Raw genomic sequence first — 24,894 nt, forward strand, 5'->3', positions numbered from 1 at the left:
ATCATGAGAATATTATTCTACCTCAGTTGTCTTACTATGACCTTGTCTTCTAGTATTATATACGCACAAAAACCTAACCAAAATACGCTTATAGAATACTATACTTACTCCAATAATAAAATAGTCAATGTAGAAGACCCTATAATACTGATAGCAAATGAGGATAATGCTTTTATCGCTAAGAAAAAACAACTCGATGTAGGGCTAGAAAAATATCCCTATGAACAAACTTATATCGACTATAAAAACAATATTCAATACAGTGTAGCCCATCTAACAAAGAAGAATAAAATAAAGATGGTACTTCCAAACACCAACCAATCCTTCACACATCATAAAGAGACCAAAACAATATTAGGCTATAAATGCAATAAAGCGACTATAACAATTAATTCTAATAAAATCACCTTATGGTACACTAACGATCTAAAAGCGAAAGGAAGTCCTATGTCATTAGGAGCTAATCTAGGGGTAGTGTTAGAAATAGATCGCAATGGTACATACAAAACGATAGCTAATAAAATAAACAAAGATTTAAAACTGAATATACAAGACTATATACAGCTAGAAGATACTCATGAGGTAGATATTAAAACTTATAAAACTGAGTTATGGAAAAGTAGATTCACTACAATTAAGTTATTCGAAGATGACTTGGTCAATTTCTCTGACTCTATTATTAATAAGCCAAATCTAATGCGCTTCGCTAAAGGAACAGTTATCGTTACTAGAGTAAAAATACCTGCTATAAAACCGACTGATCAGATATTTGTCAACTTAACAGAACAATCTAACGGTGATGCTTATGATAGAACAGGTAGTGTGTTCTTAATACCGCACTATCACGAAATTTCTTTTATGGATGCTTTAGAACAAGGTATAGAGGTACTCCCTATCTATCAGAATCAGGATTCGTCAGAGAAATTTCAAGGTGTTATCGCTACACAAAACTATACACCTCCTATAGAGTTAATGCGCTTCTTCACTCCATTCGGTGTCAAAGGCTTTAATCATATCGATGTACTAGATTATACATGGCAAGAGAAAGTCTATTATAGACAGGAGATTTCTGAGTTTCAACCTTTATTAAGCAATAGTGAATGGTATGTAGGGGTATATATAGGCAATTATGATAAAGGTGGTCATAAAATAAGTGCTGATATTACTATCCATCCTGACGGACTAAGCAACGCTAATAAAACGACAACGATGATGCCTATCTTTAACACTACTAATCTAATGGAGATGGCAGGTCAGAACTATCCTATTATGTTTGCTTCTCCAACAGGTTTAAAAATAACCTTTACGACAACTACTGATATCAAAAATGCTAGATTAAGGTATATCACAACAGGTCATGGCGGATGGGAGAATGGAGATGAATTTAACCCTAAACTAAATACAATTACCTTAGATTCTACTAAAGTGTTAGACTACTTCCCATGGAGACAAGACTGTGGCTCTTATAGAGAATACAATCCAGCTTCTGGTAATTTTGAGAGTGGATTATCTTCATCTGACCTCAGTCGTTCTAACTGGTGTCCGGGCACTGTCACACCACCTATTTGGGTTCCTTTAGGAAATATAAAGAAAGGTACACATACATTAGAAGTCAAAATACCGCAAGGAAGAAGAGAAGGTAATAGCTTTAGTTATTGGAATGTATCAGGTGTTCTCTTTGGAGAATAAAAAAAGCGCAGTTTTACAAAGAGTAAAACTGCGCTTTTTTTATTTATAAATTCTTATGTAAAGAAGTTCCAAGTTATCCCAAATCTCAAAGTAAAATCCTTATAAGGATTATTAGGAGCTGAATAATACTTGTATCCTGTCATACTAGAGTTAAAGTGCTCTAACATTAAATATATTCTAGCTGTTCTAATCTTCATATTAATAAAGAAATCCAATACTGGATAATTCCCTATTTCTACTTTATCTTGTACAAAAAAGTCTCCTATCAATGGATTATAGTCATTTCCATAGTACTTCGTAAAATAACTCAAGGTGATACCTGTCTGAAACTTTAAAGCCTTATCAAAGAATGCATCTGTGAAATATAAAGTATTGCGTGTCACAAACTCTGGTACATTTAAGATATTATCTTTTTGATCTACCTTCTGATACAAGAATGTATTATCTAATCCAAACTTACCAAATTTAAAGTCTTTCTCAGCTTGAATAGATAGATAGTTTATTGTACCTCCATATTGTTTAGGTGTAACTAATACTTGCTGTGGTATACCAAACTTATCAAACTCAGTAGCATCGTTTGAAAAATATAATTTATCTTTTAATACTGAATATGTCCCTGACAGCTTTACCCATGGTGTAGTCACAGAAGCGTCGAATTGATTAATCTTTTCGTTCTTAAACTCATTATACCAATTGTAATTAACATAATCACTTTGATATAAATAATAGTTTAAATTCCCCATTCTATTTAGATTTTGATAGCCTAATTGAAATGCAATGTCTTCTGAGTACTTATAATCTAAATTAGCTTCAAAATTCCTTGTTTCATCATTACCTAAAGATGTGCTCGCTAAAACATTTGCTTTCCAATTATCTTTATGATAAATATATCTACCACCTAACATTGTTATATTCTTCTCTAACTGATCAGGTATTAGACCACCGCCAATATGTGCTATGCTCTTATAATGGTATCTATATTTATAGAAATCAACAAATCCTTCAAAGCGTCCTGCCACATCTGATTGATACGCTGCTCCTACTCTATTAAATACATTGTAATATCTAGTTTTATTATTTATACTACTATTAAATGCTTCTCCAAAGTGTGTCTTATCAGTAAATTGATTATTAATATCAGCTTGTTGATACTCAAAAAACTTATCCTCATAGGTAAACTCATGAGTCAGTAGAATACCATTCTTAAAAGAATTATTTAATTGATATTGATGATTTAAGTATAAACGCTTTCCTTTCAACATCGTTTCAACATCTCGATAATACACATTAAGACGTTCACGTTTATTATATGGTTTAACACTACTTTCGAAAAGATCTAAGTCACGTATTCCTCCATTTTCTTTGTTCATGATGTCTTGAGCTGTAAAGTGAGCTCTCATCAAATACTTTTTATTTTCTGATTGATAACTAGATCCTATTCTAAAATTTCCTGTTGAAGACAGTTGATTAATGTATTTCCCAAGAGAACGCAATCCTTTATATCCTACAAAGAAATTTAAGTTCTTACTTGTATTTAAGGTAATAAAAGCATCTAGATTTTGTCCTTGCTTCATTACAGATCTATAATATAAATCAGTATAAGGCGTAGGTGCAGAATAATACTTTATATCTTCTACGTTTAAGTATGCAAATTGTTTTGCTTCGAAACCAAAACCTGGTAAAACATGATTTGCTTTATAATTATATTTTAATACGTTATAGGTCTGGCCTTCATTAGCAAACTGTAGTAACCCAAAAGGATCCTTTCTTAAGTAATTAAACTCATAGTGCTTCTTTACAGATAGAGCTGTATCAACAGCTATCGTATCATTCTTAATTGAGATTATCTTATAGTCACTGATAGGTGCCACAGAGTCTTTCTTTACCTTCTGTCTAAGGCTTCCTATTTCTTTCTTCCCTTTTTTATCTTGGTCTCCATCAGGTCTATAACTTCCTTGCATATCTAAAGTTTGAAACTGTGCATGGATAGTCATACAACAAAAAAACAATAGAAAAACACCTAGGTACTTGCTCATAAAAATATAATTTGGACAAAGGTAAATTTATTTTTGAATTAAATAAAAAAAGCCATCCGAAGATGGCTTTCTATTTTATACTTAATAAGCTAATTATTTCTTAGCCCAGATAAGTTTTGTATCCATTTTGTCACCACCCATACGAGCAGCTGCAGCATCTTTATTTGCCTTATTTACAAGTTCCATATCAGAAGGATATGTAATTCTTTCAGGTAAATCTTTCAGATCTACTTTTGGCACAAATGTATACTGAGTTTCTCCATTTGGTCCAGGTGCAACAAGTTCTCTTGTTTCACCTGGTAAAAGGAATGTTTTAGGGAATTTAGTTCTTCTGTATTCAGACCATGCTTCATAAGGCTGCATATAAAGAGCAATATACTTTTGTGTCATAACGTTCTCTTCATTTGCCGCTGGCACACTTTTCAGATACTTATCAATCTCTGTCTGATCGATTCCCCAACTAAGCATAGATGCTCTAATTCCATTTTTATAATTAGTATCATTCCATTTATTTACTTCTGATAGAATAAACTCTACTTCTGAATACTCCATTAGCACCTCTACCTTATCGGCTTTATAAATAGCACCACCAAATTGAGATACACTTCCTATCTGTGAGCCAGTAAAAGCACCTTCAATCCCTATAGGCAATCCAACATAAAATTCAACAGGGCGATCTATATAGTTCATTCCTTCAATACTAGGAATATCATCAGTTGCTCTAAAACGCACAGTAACCTCTTCCATTTTTACTGAACCATCATCTTGCTTCACAGGTAGATATTGTGTCTTAGGAGCCACCATTTTAAATAAACGCGGATCCACAATACCTTTAAAAGGATTCTTTTTACCTGTCATTTTTTCCTCTCCTTTTAATAGCTCAACAAACGTATTTGTAGGAGCGAAGTCATTACGATTATCTATAAAAGCTCCTCTATAAAAAGGTGCTGGATTAACTTTATCATTCTGAAACTTTAATCCAACTGTATCGTCATTAGACTGCATAACACCTCCCTTAACAGCATCATCAATATGTGCCTGAGCTTCAGGAATAACACTTTTAACACGATTTGCAATTTTCAATCTAAGTGAATTTGCAAATCTTTGCATCTTAAGAGGACTTTGAAAAAGAAAATCTCCAGCATTAAAAATCTTTGCATCCAATTCTATACTTTCTGCTGCTTCCTTCAATTCCTTCAACATATCTTTATAAATTTTCTCCTGAGGAGCAAATTTAGGTGTTGGTTTTGCATTTGCAGTACCCACAGTCATTGCTTCAAAATCAGGATCATCACTACCATATGAATAATAAGGTATATCACCATACGTCTCTAAAGCTTGTAACTGAGCATATACGATCATTATACGAGCCGCAGATAGCATATTTCCAGGATGTCCATAAGTTTGAACTTTTATCTGATTATTCTCATTAGTAACAATATCTATTATTTCTTTATAGTTTTTTGCTGCTAAAAAAATATTCGTGTATAAACTATTATTCACTCCTGTACGGAATAAATATAAATCCTCATCAGTATAATTTCTTTGAGCTGAATACTGAACCCAAGGTAACGACATACGCCCTGAAGGGAATACCCCTCGTGTATTAGTCATTAAATCTTTATTCGCTTTATTAAACAACCCTCCCGTTGGTACCTCCAAAGGTTTATTAGGGTTAACATTGATATCTTCTAAGTCTTTATCACAGCTCACAAAAGCTATAACGCAAGCTAAAAGAGATATCTTATACATATATTTTTTCATGTGAGTTTCTAGAATTTAAATTTAACATTCATACCATAAGTTCTTGTAGAAGGCAATGAAGCCCCTTCAATAGCTTGAATATTTCCACTTCCGTAAGAAGCCATTTCTGGATCCATTCCTTTCCAGTCTAAGTTCCATGTAAACAAGTTACGCCCATAAGCTGAGATAGTAATCCCTTTGAAAGGTCCTATCCATTTAGTAGGCAAATCATATCCTAAAGAAATCTCGCGTAATTTTATATAATCAGAGTTAAAAACGTTTTGTGCATCAACACCGCCATAGTGGCTTTGTGCCCACTTCTGCCCAGAAACTACTTTATCATTTTTAGTCCCATCTTCTTTAACCCCATCAAGAATAATTCCATTTTCACGTACACCATTTTCTGCAGACTTGTCTAACATACCAGTATACATACCAAACATATGTGAAGTAGAGAAGTATTTACCTCCTTTTTGCATATCGATTAACACGCCTAAGCTAAAGTTTTTATACTTAAAACTATTTCTAAGTCCCATATTATAGTCTGGTAAATAAGAACCTAATGCCTGAATACCTGTTTTTTGATACAGACCATCTGCACCTACAACTTTATTTCCATGATCATCATAGACAAAATCAGTTCCATAAATTTGACCATAAGTTTCTCCCACTTGTCCTTGTAATGAAACTTGGAATGGAGCACGTGTGATTTCTACAGATTTAACACCATCCGCTAAACGAGTCAACTCATTTTTATTCTTAGAGAAGTTCCAAGTAATATCCCATGAGAAGTCATCAGTACGTACAGGCGCTAAATTCACTGTAGCTTCAATACCTTTGTTTTTCATATCTCCAGCATTCTGCCATTGATAAGCAAATCCACTAGCTGCATCATACTGAACACGAGTAATCAAATCCTTTGTGTCAATTTGATAATATGAAACCTCAAACCCTACTCTATTATTTAAGAAACCAGCTTCTAATCCAATTTCTTTAGTAGTCATCATCTCTGGTTTTAAATCAGGATTATTTGCAGTTGCACTTAATGAATAAGTAGGACTTCCGTTAAATGGTCCATCTAAATTATAATAATCTGCTGTTCTATAAGCTTCTGTATCATTTCCAACTTGCGCCCATCCTAAACGAACTTTACCAAATGATAACCAGTCAACTTCTGGCAATAATTGTGAGAAAATAAATGTTCCTGTTACAGAAGGATACGTAACTGATTTTTTAACAGTTGAAAACCAATCCGTACGCATAGTTCCCTCTAAGAATAAAAATTCCTTATAATTCAAACTAACAGACCCAAAAACACTATTCGTTCTTGAATGAAATTTCTCATTACTTGCTTTCGCATCAGAAACACTATTACTTAAGTTATAAAGATTAGGTAAGTCTAACCCACCAACAGTAGTACCATAAACATAGTCTCTGCGCTTTTCACTTCTATTAACACCTACAAAAGCGTTAAGTCCAAAATCTCCAAAGTGATCATCATAATGCACACGCCCTTCGTAATTGTACTCTGACACATCACGTTTCATAATACTATACTTAGACGTAGCTTGGGATCCTTTAGCAACACGCTCCTCCACTGTAAAACTATAACGATCACCATATACAGTACCTACAGCATAAATTTTATCTGTAATATTATATGTTAACTTCACATTCCCATACATTCTATTACGAACATCTTGAGATGTATTTTCATTAACAACCCAATAAGGATTATCAGAATAAGCAGGAGTACCATCATCCCAAGCATTTCTATTCCAAGAACGTTGATCTCCATTAGCAAGTTTATAATCTTTTAATTTCTTAAAATCAACTTGACGTTGTCCCCATTGAAAGAACTTTTGTGCAACAGAATTATCACCATATCCTACCTCAGGGCGATTAAATCCTTTTGTATAAACGTAATTAAAGTTAGTCTCTGCCTTTAATTTATCTGTCAACTGCGTAGAAGCATTAACCGAAAAATTGTTACGTTGCAATTTAGAGTTTGGAACTACTCCTTCTGTAACATTGTTACTAAAAGACATCCTTACATTACTCTCTTTAAACGATTTTCCAACAGAAACAGATTGACTATGTGTAATTCCAGTATCGAAGAATGATTTAACGTCATTTTTAGCTTTTTGCCAAGGCACTTCTTTCATATAATCATCAGCAAACTCAGGATCGAACGCATACCATGGTAAATATGGTGTACCATCAAATTTAGGTCCCCAACTTTCATCTACTTTATACTCCGCAATGTTATACGTTTTACCACCTATAACAGCAGTAGGTAATTTACTAGCAGACCCCCCTCCATACAAGGTCTGAAGTTTCGGCATAATATTAATGCTCTCAAAACTCAATCCAGTATTAAACTCGATATCAGTACGTCCATTTTTAGCAGACTTAGTAGTATATATAATTACACCATTACCTCCTCTATTACCATAAAGTGCAGAAGCAGGCCCTCCTTTTAATACTGTTACAGATTCAATATCATCTGGATTAATGTCGGCAGAAGTATCTCCGTAATCACGACCTCCAGCTCCACGTTGCATATTGCTATCAGCAAAGTTACTATTATCCAATGGCACTCCATCCACAACAATTAACGGTTGATTATTCCCCGTAACAGACTTCACTCCACGCAATACGATACGCGCAGAACCACCCATAGAAGAAGGAGAAGTCACTTGAAGACCAGCAACATTTCCTGAAAGTGCATTAACAGCATTTGTCTGACCTGATCCAGATAAGTTATCACCTTTAACTTCTTGTGAAGAATAACCTAACTTTTTCTTGTCACGCTTAATACCTAAAGCTGTTACTACCACTTCGTCAAGCATTTCTTCATCGCTCGCCATAGTCACATTGTAAACAGCTTCACCACCTACAGTGTGTTTAATGTCTTTCATTCCTACAAAAGAGAAAATAATTACATCTCCCTTTTTAACTTTTAATGAATACTTTCCGTCAAGGTCAGTCTGAGTACCTTCTGAAGTACCAGAAATCGTAACGGAAACACCTGGAAGAGGAAGCCCACCTTCGCTTACAATCCCATTAAAAGTCTTTTCCTGAGCAAAACCTACTTGCACCAAAAAAGCAAGAGACCCTACTAAGATCCATTTAAACTTTGATTTCATTTTAATTATTGATTAGTTAGTATCACAAATCTAACAAAAGATTTTAAACATGTTAAGTTTTCTTTAATTATTTTTAAATAAAAAAATTACAACCTACATTATTAAATCATCCAAACTTGTGTTTTTTATCAAAAAAAAACAACAAAAAGAAAACATAATCCAAAAACAAATAAACATTAAATTAAAAACAAAAACATTTTTAACATTAAAACAAAAAGGCTACTATCTAACATAGTAACCTTTTCTTTTAAACAAGACTCTTAATCTTCTATTTATAAGCCTGATTCTGTTCTACCTTACTAACATTTATCTCTGATTGTGGTATAGGAAAAACTGTCAGCTTATCACCAAACTGAATTGTTTTTACTGGAATATCAGGATTTTCTGACAATTTTGGATTATTAACTTTAGTTTCCCAACGCATAATATCTTCATAAGCGAACCCTTCAAACATTAACTCTTTTACTCTCTCATCCTTATATTCAGATATAGAAAGGGTAGAATAAACTTTAGGAATTCCTCCTTCAAGCACGCGCTCTTCTACAATTTGATTGAAAAAATCTAAAGCCTTAGCCATATCTGCATTTGATGCTCCATAAAGCGCCGCTTCAACATAATTAAGCATAATTTCCTCTATACGTAACATTCTAATATTAGAACTACGACTCGTATATTTGCCAATATTTCGATACACATCATTCTTTTTTAAAGTATCAACTACAGCACTTCTAATATCATCTATGCGAACATTATTCTTTTTTGTTGGAAAGATATTTTCTTTTGTTGCTTCTATCCATACTAAATCTCCATAACCTTCTCCTGTATCAGGTTTCTTCACATAAATGTTATACAGGCTATTATTACCTTTGTTATCAGTACCACTTTGAGTTAATTCAAACAAAGAATTTGACATAATTCCATCTCCTTTATAAGCATCTAAAAAACTACTTCGAGACATTACTTTAACATTAGAACTGTTAATAGCTAACAAAGAACTCTCTATCACAATATCATATTTACTTTTATCATATTTACCAAAAAACAATGCTATTCTTGATTTAATCCCATAAGCACTCGCTAAATTTATACGATGTTTGTCGCCATTACCAAGTTTTGCATCTTTAAGCAAATCAATACCTTGATTCAAATCAGCAAAAATGGCATTCATGTTTTCTCCAACATTTGGACGTGATAATATTTCATCAATATCTTTAAAGCTTGTCTTATATGGAACACCTAAAGCATTCAAGCCTTTACCATCCACATATTGCTCTCCATACAAACGCAATAAGTCATAGTGTGCTAATGCTCTAATCACATAAGCTTGTCCTCGATAATTTTTCACTTCAGGAGAATCCTCTACTTGAGCTTCTAAAATTCTATTTGTATTAGATATTACCATATAAATTTGCTTCCAAGTATCTCTTGGATAGGCAAACGTTGGATTCAAAGAAAAAGCTGATACTACTCCAAATCGACCAGTTCTATCATCTGAGTACATATAAGACGACCTACATTCAGAAAAAGCAATAATATCTCTTCCATAATAACTTGCAGAAGTCATTCTTGCATAAGATCCATTTAAACTAGCCAACATGTCATACTTGTTTTTAATAGGATCTTTTGTGTTGTCTTTATAATTTGATTGACTAGGTTCTATGGAGCATGAATTAAGCACACCACCCGTCAAAGTTATCATTCCTACTATCAGGAAAATACTAAATTTCTTTTTCATACTATCTAGAATTTAACATTTAATGTAAATATAAAAGTTTTTAAAGGTGGTGTTGCCATCTCAATATAACCATCTGCTTTCACTTCTGGATCCCACTTTAATCTGCTATCTTTAACCCATGTTAATGGATTACGTGCTGTTAAAGATAAATTTACTGCATCTACGCCGATAAATTTAACATCTTTCTTGTTCAAACTATACCCAACAGTTAACTGCTTTAATCGTATATGATCTCCTTTATAAAGAAAACGAGTACTTGCAGAAGTATAGCTTCCTCCACCACCTTTTGTTAACTTTGGTACATCAGTAACGTCACCTGGTTTCTGCCATCTATCCAATAATTCCGTAGTTCCATTATATGTGTTTAATGTTCTTGAATTTACTCCATTAGTATAACCTGCCCAATAATCATATACACTATACCCCCCTGCAAAAGAGAATAATGCATCAATATAAGCCCCTTTATACTCTAGCCTAGTATTAACACCTCCTGTAAATTTTGGTAATGCACTTGTGTTTTGGAAGCGAATTTCAGCTTGATTATACGAAGTAGTTTTAGTTCCATCTTCTTTATACCACTGTGCCAAACCTGTTTGACTATCAACACCTGCAAACTCTCTTAGCCTCCATGTCTCTAAGGCTTTACCATTTACTGTCCCCTTAAAACTCCCCAAAACCTCTAATGGTTTGCCATCCACTATTGGCATATTAACCATTTCGTTTTTAACAGTTCCTAAATTTGCACCTATTGACCAATTAAAATTATCTTTTCTTATCACGTCAAAATTTATTTCAAACTCAAAACCACTATTTTTAAGATCCCCCATATTCATCCATTGAAATTCAAAACCTGAAGTCAATGATAAAGGTCTTCTATATAATAAATCCTTACTTTTACTTTCAAAATAAGCTACGCTACCTGAAATTCGATTATTAAACAAACCAAACTCGATACCGAAATCTACTTTAGTTTGTTTCTCCCAGCCTAATGGGCCTCCAAACTGAGTTGAAACTAAAGCCGACTCATTATTATAATATCCTGTACCTACAAGCTGCACATATCTATTTGCTTCAATTTCAGAATTCCCTGTAGTTCCATAAGACCCTCTCAGTCTAAGTAAATTAATATTCTTTATATCTTTTAGAAAGCTTTCAGAACTCAGGTTCCAAGCACCACCGATAGCATAGAAAGTCCCCCAACGATTGTCATCTGAGAACCTTGACGAACCTTCTCTACGTAAAGTAAGGTCAAGAAGATATCTATTTTCATAACTATAATTCATTAATCCTAAAAAACCTAACTGCGACCAATCAATATATTCTGCACTAGTGTGAAAATTAGCTGCTGCCGTTCCTAAACCTGTCATTCCAGGAGGTATCACTTCTCCATAACCATTTAATAGATTTGATTTATTTTTTTGGAACTCCATAATAGCACGAGTATTAAAACGGTGTCCATCTCCTAAATAAAACTTATAATTAAAAGAGTTTTGCCAAACATAATTAAAACGCTGATTTACTGCATTTTGAGCATAACCATTTACACCAACACCATCTCCATGATTAGGATTTTTATATTCTTTATAATTAGCTAAGATATAATCTAAACCCAAGGTAGATTCAAACTTTAAATCATCTATAATCTTAAATCCTAGAGAGTTGTTCGAAATAACCCTAGAAATGTCATTTTCAGTAAAATCATTTTTAACAGTATACAAAGAGTTATGAAGTCCACCAATATTAGTATTTAAACTACCATCCTCATTATAAATAGCTACCCATGGACTCATAAACATACCTGTTAAATTCGGATTAGAAAAGTATGCTCCTCCTTCTAAAATTGCATTTTGCTTAATATTAGATACATTCGCTCCGATTTTTATATCAAACCTATCTGACAGGTTGCGACTCATATTAAAAGAACCTGTTACCTTTCTAAAGTCAGTTCCTATCACCACACCATCATACTTCTCATGTCCAACACTGGCAAAATAAGTTCCTTTATCATCACCACCAGTTACACTTAACGCTACGGAACTCATAAAAGCGTGTTTATTTAATACAGCATTTCTCCAATCATTATTGACAGAACCATTGTCTACCCAATTTTTTAATTGACTTTGTGAACCTTCTCGGGTTTGAACATACCAATCATAAGTACCATCTTTTGTAAACCCATTCGCCTTTCCATCCGTATTATAAATAGCTTCTAACCAAAGTTCTTTTTTCTGTTCCCCATTCAAAAACTTAGGGCCTTTTACAGCAAAATCTTGAAAACCTACTGTAGCTTTAAAGTCAAAACTAGGTTTTCCTTTTTTCCCACGTTTAGTGGTTATCAAAATAACACCATTTCCACCTCTTGCACCATATGCAGCAGTTGCTCCAGCATCTTTTAGCACACTAATACTTTCGATATCTTCGCTATTAATACCAGATATAGACGAAATTGATGTAGAACTATTACCTACTTCAGTCTTACTACCAGAGATATCGCCACTTGTAAGAGGCACTCCATCTACTACAAATAATGGTTCATTATTAGCAGACAATGAATTACGTCCACGTATACGAATATCTTGCATAGCACCAGGTGATCCCGAAGTAGCTGCCATTTGTAATCCTGCTACACGACCTTGCAAAGCTTGATCAACAGATGCCACTGGCACACTAGAAATAACGTCTCCCTTAACTGATACTACATTACCTGTAACCTCATTTCTAGCTTTATTTTCTCCATAAGCTGTCACAATAACTTCCGCCAACTGATTATCCTCAGCCAATAAATTGACATTATACATAGTATGAGCACCCACTTCATAAGTAACTTCTTGCATACCAATAAAACTAAATACAAGCACATCTCCTTGCTTAACATTTAAAGAGTACTTACCATCCAAATCAGTTTGTATCCCATGTTGTGTTCCTTTTATAGTAACCGAAACACCAGGAAGAGGCGTTCCTCCATCACTCACTTTCCCTGTAAGTGTTTTGTTTTGTGCGTGTCCTACACTTACTGAAAGTAATAGTAAACTAGCATAAAACCAATTAAGTCTAAATTTCTTCATAAAAACATTGATTAGTTAGTATGACAAATCTAAACACAGTACTTAACATTAAATTAACATAAACAAAGAACTATAAAGTATTTGTAATAGAATTCAAATAAAAAAGCCCATCCAAAATTTGGATGGGCTTTAATACAATTCTAAAGAAAAATTAGAAATCTAATTTTAATTAATCATTATAAACAGTATTGTTTAATAATTCGGCTTGCGGAACCTTAAAAGTTAAACGATCATCATTATACTGAAATCTACCACTTGGATTGGCCAAATGATTAGAAGCATATTGGAATACTCCTTTATTTCTCTTTATAGCAGCATAAGCTTTACCTTCACCCCATAGCTCTATACGAGTTTGGAATAAAATCTCATCAATTAATGTTTTACCTGATAAATTATCAACATGTGAAGTATCATCAAGACGAATAGATAACAAATCTTTTAAAACTTGCTTAGCATTAGCTTCATTACCAAGCCTAGCATTTACTTCTGCATTTAATAAATACATTTCTTCTATTCGCATAAACACATAATCAGACTCTATGTAGCGTTGTCCATCTAAAATCTTTCCTTTTGCTGAATAAAATTTATTTGCTGCAATAACAGCTTTAGTTCCATAATCCCTAGAAGTTCCTTTATCATCAGTAACCGTATTCACAACATATTGATTCTTTCTTACATCATTTACTGGAATAGCATTATATAATTCAAATGCCATTCCTTTAGTATCTCCAAGACCGGCATAACCATAAGTAAATACATCTATTTGTCCATACCAAGAAATAAGATTCAATTTATTGTCTAGTGTCAATGTAGCTGACCACATCCAGTTTGGATTACTTACAGCTTTATTAAACCCTCCTAATAATACTTCTTTAGTAGCTAAAGGATATCCTCCTTCATTGATAATAGATTCACTTAATATGGCTGCTTCTTGTAAAGCATCAGTTGTTCCCTTAGCTGCATAGACATAAGCTAGAAATGCTTTAGCCACATAATAATTTATATTCGGTCCCTTCGTGAAATTAGCCTCCTCATATAACGATAATGATTCTTTTAAATCTGCAATCATAAGCTCAAAAACTTCTTGTGTTTGTTTTGCAGGTTTATTTGCTAATGAAGGATCTGTATAAACTGGCAATAATTTTTCATTAGCATCATATCCCTTTGTATACATCATAACCAAGTTATAATACATATATGCACGAAGAGCTTTAGACTCAGCTAATACTTTCTTTTCACTATCATTCAAACTAGTTTTTCCATTGTAACTAACAATAATATTATTAGCTCCACGAATCATATAATAATAAAAACGCCATCCTTTATAATTCGGTTGACTAGCAAAGTTTATCAAACCACTAAAATTCCCTATTTCTCTATACCAACCGTAGCCATTTTGATTTTGATTCATATCGCCACTTAGAATATCCATATATACATCATACCCCTTTTGTCCGAAATCATCATGTCCTGTAGTTCCACCTCCACCAGCACGTACGTTATAAGCATACAATCCATTTAACGTTGCTTCACCTAAATGAGGAGAGTTTTCTGAAATTTTATCTATATCTGACTTAGAGAGAGTAGAAGTACTTGATGTCTCTAAAAAATCTTTAGAACAAGCTCCTAAAAGCATACTTGCACTAAGTGCTATCATTATTTTTGTCTTCATTATCTTCAATTTAATACTTAAAATTTAACTTTAACACCTCCTGTGAATGTTGTCAATGGAGGATATTGGTACATAGAAGAAGAACCAAACTCTGAGGCTGCAGGATTAAATCCATCACGTTTTGTAAACAAGAATAAATTATCACCTGAAACAAAGAAACTTAAATCCGCTAATCCTAATTGTTTTACATATGTTTTAGGTAGTGTATAACCTAATCTGATATTATTTATCGCTAAGTAATCACTTTTAACTAAAAACCTTGTAGATGTTGAATTTACATTTGTATCAGCCTCACTAGATAATCTTGGAACATCTGTGATATCTCCTGGCTTTTGCCAGCGGTTAGCAATATCATTGTGCCAATTATTACTACCTATTTTATCATTACCCATCAATTGAGCATAAGCACTGTCATACGCATATCCTCCTAGACTATACAACATCTGAACGCTTAAATCCCATCCTTTGTACCCTGCACTTAAATTAACACCTCCTCTAAGTTTAGGTATTGCAGACTTACCAGTATGTTGTAAAGTAGCATTAGAATAAGTTGTTGTAGTTTCTTTTGTTAATTTCCCTTTCATTTCAGGATTACTTTCTAAAAAATCTACCATTGACCCTACATGCTTCTTTTTACCATCATCCCCCATATAGGTATAGGTATACCATTGAGCTTGTCCCGTTTCTGAATTAACTCCTGCCCACTCTCTCATATAGAAATCTCCTAAAGAATGTCCTTTAGCTCTTCCATAAATACCACTTACATCAAGAACCTTCTCCTTACCTGTAGATGGATCTATTGGCATTCTCTTTAATTCATTTTTTAAATACTCTCCGTTGATAGATAAATCGATATAAGCATCTTTAGTTTTTAACAAATGACCAGTAACATTGAATTCTAATCCCTTATTTAATAACTTACCGTCATTTACCGTCATTGAAGCATATCCTGCAGAAGGTCCAACAGCACGTGTAAAGATTAGATCATCAGTATTTTTTATATAATAATCAATATTTACATCTAAAAATTGTTTAAGACTGAACTCTACTCCTACCTGAAACATTTTACTTTTTTCCCAAGTCAAAAGAGGATTTCCAATACTCGTTTCATAGATTGCTAAAGCACCTCCATAACTATCTACTTGCCACATATTTTCCCCTGGATAGTAGCTACCTACAGCTTGATCACCAACAGTACCATAACTTGTTTTAAACTTTAAATAACTGAATAAGTCTTGATTTAACATAAAGTTTTCCTTTGAAGCTACCCAAGAAAGACCTACAGAAGCAAATGTTCCCCATTTATTTTCTTTAAATCTAGAAGACCCATCTCGTCTAATAGACCCAGTTAAATAATACTTATTTGCATAATCATAATTTACTTGTCCAAAATAACTTTCTAAAGTATAATCACTAATATACCCTGTAGCATTGATCGTAGTACTTGCATTATTTAATTCTGTACCATTCGGATCTGCAAGGCCACTCTTATTCATCGTATTATATCTATACTCATATGAATAATTCTCATGTGCAGCTAAAGCCTCAAGTCCGTGTTCTCCAAAAACATTTTTATACCTTAACATCTTAGTCCAGTTATAAGAAAAAACCTCACTTTTTACTTTATAAATAGACCCTTTCATCGCAACAGCTGATCCATAAAAACGGTCACTTCTTTGATTATTCGTATTATTGTAATACTGACCTCCAATAGTTGTCTCAAAGGTTAAACCATCATATAAATCAACAACAAATGATGCGTTTGCATTTATCTCATCACGAATACTTCTATTTAAGCCATAATGAACATCTCCAAGAGAGTTGGTTAATGCACCAAATCCTCTACCAGCACCATAGTCGTACTGATTCCCACCATAAATATCTTTAACATAATTTCCTTCTGAATCTCTTAAAAACAATGGATAGATTGATGGTATATTATCTGTGAACCAAAACACGCTTCCAGAATCACTAGCTTGCCCACTGTTATTACTTTGAGAATGAGTATAACCAATATTCATTTTTGCATCTAACCATTCTTTTGGCTTATGTTGCAAGTTTAATCTAGCAGTTAATCTTTCATAATCAGATTTCACTGAATATCCTTCATCTTTTAAATATCCAATAGAGCTAAAATATGATGTCTTATCACTTGATCCACCCATATTTAAATTTCCCTCTATACGTCTAGAAGACTGAAATGCATAATCATCCCATTTTTCAGGAGTGTATTTTCTCGTCACACCTGGGCGAACTTTACCAGTAGTCGGATCAATTAACTCTCCTCCATTAGCAACATTCCACATATTATAATTTGGACGAATACCATAATCAGCTAGAAATAAATTCTTATTCGCCCATAAAGTAGCATCAGCATCAGAAAAATTACCTTTAATTTTACCATAATTTTTCAATGCTTCGTAAGAATACTCTATATAGGTTTCAGGGGATTCAATCTTATCATATTTAGGTAGAGCTCTCCAGTTAACACCAGTTTTTGCTTCAACCTCTATAAAAGATTTCGAGCCTTTCCCAGTTCTTGTATTTATTATGATTACCCCGTTAGCTCCTCGAGAACCGTAAATTGCAGTTGCAGTAGCATCCTTAAGCACAGTCATTGAACCAATATCTGCTGGATTAATAGAACTAATACTACCACTATAAGGTACGCCGTCTACAATATACAATGGGCTACGGTTACCATTAACAGAACCAAAACCACGAATACGTACAGTTGGCTCTGCCCCCGGTTGTCCAGTTGGATTTATAATACGTACACCTGCAGCTTCTCCGGCCAATGCGGCTACAGCATTAGAAACACTTTTTTTCTCAATTTGAGCAGAACTAATTTGAGATGCTGAACCTGAAAATGACTCTTTAGTTGCAGTTCCATACCCCACAACTATAACCTCGTCTAGGATGTTCTCATCTGTAGATAGATTTACATTGTAAGTATTTGCATTACCTACTTTATAAGTGGTGTCTTGCATACCAATAAAACTAAAGACTAATACATCTCCTGGTTTTACATTCAAAGAATAATTACCATCCAAATCTGTTTGTGTCCCATGGTTAGTACCTTGGATTGTAACAGAAACCCCTGGAAGAGGAGTTCCTCCCTCGCTTACAACTCCCGTAAGCTTCTTGTCTTGTGCATAACCTGCGCTTACCGAAAGTAATAGCAAACTAGCATAAAACCAATTAAGTCTAGATTTCTTCATTAATAACATTGATTAGTTAGTGAAACAAATCTAACAAAATATTTGAATTATTTTACAATAATATTAAGAAACAACAGTAAAACATATTTGTAGTAAAAAATAATAGATAACTAAAACACAAAAAATAAAAACATAACTTATATAATTAACAAAAAAATAAACTTATAAATATTTTAAACTTATAAATTCATCGTAAAATACGAATAATTATATCTTAATTTTTTTCATAAAAAAAACCTATAAGAAATTCTTATAGGTTTTTTTATTTTAGATACTACATAGGATTATTTCTCTGGCTCTCTAATAATAACATAATCAAACTTAAACAATTTAGAAGTATCTTTTCCTTTAACTTCTATACTAGTAGGATACCCAAATTCATGAGAGGCAGTCGTTTTAAATGTATATATCTCTCCTGTCTTTTTATTAGTAGCTGTCTCTATATTGTTCTTAGAACTTTGAACAAAACGGATTAGATCACCACCGGGAAAATACTCAAATGTCAAATTATACTCACTGTGTACAAATGGATTATATCCTGCACCATAAGTATAGGTAAATAATTCACCTGTATCGTCCGATACTGAAGTCAGATTACCACGGTTATCATAGTCATAAGTATAAACTTTATCACTACTAGATGCCTTAACTACATTACCGCTTGAATATTCATACATAAAAGAACTCTTCTTACCTGTCAAATCATTCAAATAGTCAAATATACAGCCTATACTAACTAAATTATATTCTCTTTTATTCACAGATAGTAATAACAAATTATTTTACAACAAAAAAGGCTTTCGCATCTGCGAAAGCCTTTATATTAAACATTACTAAAAAACTAGTAACCTTTGTTTTGATCGATTTTACTATCATTGATCTCACTACGAGGTATAGGGAATGCTAACTTAGCATCACCATATTTAATTCCATCCTTAGATTGAGGCGTAGCACCTAAATTCTCTTTATTACGCATTTGATCGTCGAAACGGAATCCTTCAAATACTAATTCTTTACGTCTCTCTGCTAATACAGTTTCTAACGTTAAAGAAGTAAATTTAGCCTTAGGGTTACCTTCATATCTTTCTTCAGCCACCTTATTAACTAATTCTAAAGCTCTTGTAACATTTGATTTTGTACGAACTGCAGCCTCCGCGTAGTTATAAATTAACTCCTCATAACGCATAACCTTGATGTTAGAGCTAACAGCTGTATACTTACCAAAGTTACGGTAGTACTCAGGTGCACCTTTCACCATATTTACACCTTGCATCTCTTCAGATGAACGGATATCTGTTTTGTCTGTAAAAAGAGCTTTTAAGTTCTCTTCTATACCTACTACATCTCCATATCCTAAATAAGAATAGATATATGATAATCCATTAATACCTTGATTATTGATATTATCTTGTGCTAATTCTAATATAGAGTTACTTTGTGGTTCTTCAGCTCTAAATGAAGCAACATATGCACTTCTTTGAACAACAGCACCACCTAAACTCAATGCTTTCTCAGCACTTTCCATTGCAATGTTATAATCTGCACTATCAAATGCTCCAAAAAACAATGCCACTCTTGATTTCACACCATTAATTGATTGTGCATTGAAACGTGTTTTCTTAGTTTCAATCTTGTTCACTAAAGTCAAAGCCTCATCTAAATCTCTATAAATAAGATCTCTAACTTCTCTAACAGAAAGTCTTTTGTAATTTTTAGCATCTAATTCACCAAACTGCGTAATATAAGGTACTCCTAATCCTGCTAATCCTGCATTGTCAACATTTTGTTGTCCAAATAAACGCAATAGATCAAAATGAGCTAATGCTCTTATTGCTAAAGCTTCAGCTTTTCCTTGATTAATATCAGTTTTATCACCTATTGTAATATTAGAACCTATAGCTAAGTTAGCAGAACTAATTACCTCATAAATCTTCTTCCATGTATCTGATGGAAAAGCATGAGTAGGAGTCAAAGTAAAACTAGATACATTTTGAAAACGGTTAGAAAAACCAGCCGCCGCATATGCATTATCTCCACGTACTTCACTGAAGATAACCATATCACGTCCGTAGTAATTATAATTTACCATTCTATAATACGCCCCAGATACTGCCGCTCTTAAGTCAGTAGCAGATACTAGTGGCTTAGATTCGATATCTCGAGCACCTTCTAATGTAGCGTCTAATCTATCATCTGAACAACTAGTCATTCCAGCAGATAAAAGAACTACAGATAATATTGAAAATATAATTTTTTTCATAACTTTTTAAAACTTAACATTTACAGAGAATACTACTGATTTTACAGGCGGAGTAGCTACACTAACGTAACCTGAAGGGTCAACCTCTGGATCATATTTTAATCCTTTGTCTTTAACCCATGTCCATAAGTTCGTTCCAATAACTGAGAAACTTAAACCATCAACTTTCAAAGCTCTTGTAAATTCAGAATTGAAATTATATCCTAAAGTAACATTACGCAATCTAATATAATCTCCATCGTGTAAGAATCTAGTAGATGGACTTGTGAAACTCTTGTTACCTCCAGTAGCAGTGTACTCTACGATTGGCACGTTAGTAATATCACCTGGCTTTTGCCATCTATCTAACATCTCTACAGAAGCATTTGAAGAAACTAAAGCACTTGTAGTACCAGCTGTTTTAAATGCATACTGCTCATATACTTTATGTCCTCCAGCGAAAGTAAACATACCATCTAAGAAGAATCCTTTATAATCTACGTGTAAGTTAGCACCTCCAGTATATTTTGGTAAAGCACTCGCTCCTTGGAATCTATGTTCTGCTTTAGAATAATCAGAAGTAGCATTACCGTCTTTATCAAACCACATAGGTTGTCCTGTAGCAGGATCAACTCCAGCCCATGTTGGCATATACCACTCACCTACTTCATGTCCAGTTACATCAGCATTATAAGATTTATAAACCTCCAACTCTTTTCCATCAACAACAGGCATCTCAGTAATTCTATTACGAACTGTACCAAAGTTAAAACCAACAGAAACATTAAAATCATCAGATCTAACAACTTCCCCATTGAACTCTACTTCAATACCACGGTTATTCATAGCTCCCATATTCATCATTTGGCTAGTGAAACCAGACATTTTAGAAAGAGATCTATTGTATAGTAAGTCACTTGTTTTACTGTCAAAATAAGCAGCTCCTAATGTAATACGCTCATTAAATAACCCTAAAGTAAAACCAAAGTCCATTTTTTGTTGTTTCTCCCATCCAATTGGTCCTCCAATCTGAGTTGGAATAAGTGCTGCCTCTCCATCATAAGATACGATATCAGCACGACGTACATATTGATTAGGATTAATCTGAGAGTTACCATTCGTACCATAAGATCCTCTAAGACGTAATGTCGAAATAGTTTGTTGATTTTGCATCCACTCTTCCATATGCATATTCCATGCACCACCAACTGAATAGAAGTAACCTATTCTATCTGTAAATTTAGAAGAACCTTCGCGTCTTCCTGTTACATCTACTAAGAATCTATTTTGATAGTTATAGTTTAAGATACCTACATATCCTAAGTTAGAATCATCTAAGAAATCATATCCAGCATCTCTATTAGCAGCCGCAGCAGCTAAAGAATTGAATCCATCTAAGATGATTTGTCCCGTTCCTTGTAAGAAGCTACGTTTAGATTTTTGATATTCTACTAATACTTTAGCATCGAACTTATGGTTCTCTCCTAAATAGAATCTATAGTCTAATCCGTTTTGAGCTACATAACTAAAGTTTCTTCTAACATATTTAGCAGCAGTACCATCATAAGTTCTACCATCACCATGAATAGGGTTTCTATACTCAGAATAATCTGCTAATGTATAATCAATACCCATAGAAGAAGTAAACTTCAAGTTATCAGTAATAGCATAACTAATAGAATTAGAATTAATTACACGAGTAACATCATTCAAATTTTGATTATGCTTTGTAGTATATACAACATTGTGATATCCTGATGGTGGTAGATAGTAACTACCATCTTCGTTATACAATGGGTTCCATGGATTCATAACTAACTTAATATAGTTAGGATTCGAGAAATATGATCCCCCTTCAGAAATACCATTTTGTTTAGTATTTGTAACTTTAATACTAGTATTAAATTCGATTTTATCACTTAATTTTTGCATAAAGCTTAAAGAAGCTCCGATACGTCTAAAATCAGATCCGATAACAGTACTCTCCATTTTGTCATGTGACATAGATGCGTAGAAATTGTTACGCTCACCACCACCTGTAGCAGAAAAGTTGATACTAGTTAAAGGTGCATCTGCATTCTTAACATATTCACCCCAATCATTATCAGGACGGCCTGCAGCAATCCAATTACTGTAACCACCTGCATTAGCATGTTTAGGTTGTGTTAATGCCCAAGCTCCAGCTTCTGCACGAGTGAACCCATTTGCAGCACCAAAAGTATTATATAACCCATCTAAATAAAGCTCTTCTTTCTGATTAGATGATAATAATTTAGGTCCTCTAACAGCGTTATTTTGGAATCCTACACGCGCACTTAAATTATATTTAGTAGCTCCTGATTTACCTCTTTTAGTAGTAATCAAGATTACCCCATTTGTACCACGAGCACCATATACTGCAGTCGCACCAGCATCTTTTAATACAGTCATAGACTCAATATCTGCTGGGTTAATTGTTGCTAATAATGATAATGATGTAGAAGGTGAGTCTGATCCTTGATTTCCTCCAGAGAAATCACCATCATACATAGGTACACCATCGATAACGTATAACGGCTCATTAGTAGCAGTCATAGAGTTACGTCCACGAATACGAATATTTTGTTTAGCTCCAGGAGAACCAGATGAAGCAGACATTTGTAAACCTGCCACACGTCCTTGTAAAGCTTGGTCAGCAGAAGCCAATGGAGTGGCTGCAACAGCATCACCTTTAATAGCTACAGCATTACCTGTTACTTCATTCTTAGTTTTAACCTGCCCATAAGCTAATACTACTACTTCTTCTAGCACAGAATCTTCCGATTCTAAAGAAACATTATAGTTATTTGCTGTAGACACTTTATATTCTTTATCGTTCATTCCGATGAAAGAATATACCAATACATCTCCAGGTTTTACCTTAAGAGAGTAGTTTCCATCTAGATCTGTTTGAGTACCCTCGTTAGTCCCCTTGATTACCACGCTTACACCTGGTAATGGAAGTCCTCCTTCTGATACTACTCCAGATAGAGTCTTTTCTTGTGCAAAAGAAGTTTGCACAGCTAGCCCTGCTACAAGAGCTAAAGTCCATCTTAACTTAGAAATCATTATTAAATTGAATTAGTTAGTTCACAAATCTAAAAAAGTAATTAGATAACCTAACTAGAATACCCATTATTAACAATACTAACCAATTGCATTCACAATATATTAATTAATATTTAAAATATTAACAATTAAAAAATACATACAATCAAATAAAACAACAATAACTAAACATCAAAACAATTGTTTTTTTAACTCAATGCTAAAAAAAACAAAACTGACTTATTTTTTTTAACACTTAAATCTTCCAATACCACTAAATACGTCTTATCAGCAAAAATAAATCACTAAAAAACTCATCGTTTTTTAACAAAACATTGAACTAAGAACTATAAAATTTATCATAAGATTCTCTCTAACTATCCAGCTAATATTATTTACATTTGCGGTAATTAAAAACGAGACTTTAGATGTTATTAAAAAATTTCTCCGAGTTTAGCTTAGAAGCTGGTACTGACGAAGCTGGTAGAGGATGCATCGCTGGCCCTGTAACGGCTGCAGCTGTAATACTCCCACTAGACTTTATCAATGAAGAAATAAACGATTCTAAAAAATCACCTCTAAGATACGATACAAACTCCGAGATATCATAGAAGATCAGGCATTAACTTATAAAGTGACTCATCTTCACGAAGACGCAATCGAAGAACTAAACATCTTACACGCTTCTATTAAGGCTATGACTCTTTCTGTACTTGACTTAGACCCTAAACCAGAGTTTCTCATTATAGATGGAAATAAGTTCACTCCTATCCCAGATTTACCTCATCAGTGTATTGTCAAAGGAGATATGAAATACCTAAGCTTAGCAGCTGCCTCTATATTAGCAAAGACGTATCGAGATGATTATATGGATAAAATCCACGAGGAATTCCCAATGTACAATTGGAAGAAAAACAAAGGATACCCTACTAAAGAACACAGAGAAGCTATTGCAAAATATGGCCCTTGCAAGTACCATAGAATGTCTTTTAAACTTCTACCTGATCAATTAAAACTAGACTTATAATAGCCTAAATACTATAGATTACAAGCACACTTCGGTGTGCTTTTTTATTAACAACATCTCACTACAGTCTACACAATATCTCATTTAGTCCTCATAGATACCTATCATAACATAATGATAAGACACTTATCGCATAGTGATCGCATTAAAAACAGGCAAAAATATGCGACCACTATCCCATCACTATGCGACCACTATGCGATAACTCCCAAAATAGCAGATAAAAAAATAACCTATTCTTTCCATAGAATA

Annotated in this window: 11 protein-coding genes and 1 pseudogene; 2 read left to right on the forward strand and 10 right to left on the reverse strand. The window is 33.6% G+C overall.

Annotated elements, in window-relative coordinates; genetic code table 11:
- The first annotated feature begins 3 nt into the window (after window positions 1–3).
- Window positions 4–1,689, forward strand: a complete 1,686-nt coding sequence (locus tag RT228_RS03725) for a PNGase F N-terminal domain-containing protein (protein ID WP_259637927.1) — start codon at window positions 4–6, stop codon at window positions 1,687–1,689.
- A 53-nt stretch (window positions 1,690–1,742) separates the two neighbouring features.
- Here the strand turns inward: RT228_RS03725 and RT228_RS03730 are convergent, their stop codons facing one another.
- The 10 genes from RT228_RS03730 to RT228_RS03775 form a co-directional block, all read right to left on the reverse strand.
- Window positions 1,743–3,725: a putative porin gene (locus tag RT228_RS03730; protein WP_259637926.1), complete on the reverse strand. Its 1,983-nt coding sequence runs from the start codon at window positions 3,723–3,725 to the stop codon at window positions 1,743–1,745.
- 93 nt (window positions 3,726–3,818) lie between these two features.
- Entirely contained in the window at window positions 3,819–5,489 is a 1,671-nt protein-coding gene (locus tag RT228_RS03735; RefSeq protein WP_039851946.1) for a SusD/RagB family nutrient-binding outer membrane lipoprotein, read from the reverse strand.
- An 8-nt stretch (window positions 5,490–5,497) separates the two neighbouring features.
- A complete protein-coding gene (locus tag RT228_RS03740) occupies window positions 5,498–8,617 on the reverse strand; it encodes a SusC/RagA family TonB-linked outer membrane protein (protein WP_006259618.1) in 3,120 nt (1,039 codons plus the stop codon).
- 268 nt (window positions 8,618–8,885) lie between these two features.
- Window positions 8,886–10,352 carry a RagB/SusD family nutrient uptake outer membrane protein gene (locus tag RT228_RS03745; protein WP_006259619.1) on the reverse strand — a complete coding sequence of 489 codons (1,467 nt, stop codon included), beginning with the start codon at window positions 10,350–10,352 and terminating at the stop codon, window positions 8,886–8,888.
- A 5-nt stretch (window positions 10,353–10,357) separates the two neighbouring features.
- Window positions 10,358–13,417, reverse strand: a complete 3,060-nt coding sequence (locus tag RT228_RS03750; protein ID WP_006259620.1) for a SusC/RagA family TonB-linked outer membrane protein — start codon at window positions 13,415–13,417, stop codon at window positions 10,358–10,360.
- Window positions 13,418–13,586: 169 nt separating this feature from the next.
- Window positions 13,587–15,089: a RagB/SusD family nutrient uptake outer membrane protein gene (locus tag RT228_RS03755; protein WP_006259621.1), complete on the reverse strand. Its 1,503-nt coding sequence runs from the start codon at window positions 15,087–15,089 to the stop codon at window positions 13,587–13,589.
- A gap of 17 nt (window positions 15,090–15,106) precedes the next feature.
- The gene (locus tag RT228_RS03760) at window positions 15,107–18,310 is read right to left on the reverse strand and encodes a SusC/RagA family TonB-linked outer membrane protein (protein WP_006259622.1); all 3,204 of its coding nucleotides are present in this window, start codon (window positions 18,308–18,310) and stop codon (window positions 15,107–15,109) included.
- A 284-nt stretch (window positions 18,311–18,594) separates the two neighbouring features.
- Complete coding sequence (locus RT228_RS03765; RefSeq protein WP_006259623.1) at window positions 18,595–19,086, reverse strand: sugar-binding protein; 492 nt, start codon at window positions 19,084–19,086, stop codon at window positions 18,595–18,597.
- Between the two features lie 65 nt (window positions 19,087–19,151).
- Window positions 19,152–20,570: a RagB/SusD family nutrient uptake outer membrane protein gene (locus tag RT228_RS03770; protein WP_006259624.1), complete on the reverse strand. Its 1,419-nt coding sequence runs from the start codon at window positions 20,568–20,570 to the stop codon at window positions 19,152–19,154.
- A gap of 6 nt (window positions 20,571–20,576) precedes the next feature.
- Entirely contained in the window at window positions 20,577–23,636 is a 3,060-nt protein-coding gene (locus tag RT228_RS03775) for a SusC/RagA family TonB-linked outer membrane protein (RefSeq protein ID WP_313138473.1), read from the reverse strand.
- 407 nt (window positions 23,637–24,043) lie between these two features.
- Between RT228_RS03775 and RT228_RS03780 the strand changes: the two are divergent.
- Window positions 24,044–24,642: pseudogene (locus tag RT228_RS03780) on the forward strand (ribonuclease HII).
- Window positions 24,643–24,894 lie beyond the last annotated feature (252 nt).

The sequence above is a fragment of the Myroides sp. genome (assembly GCF_032073645.1).
Lineage (GTDB): Bacteria > Bacteroidota > Bacteroidia > Flavobacteriales > Flavobacteriaceae > Flavobacterium > Flavobacterium odoratimimum.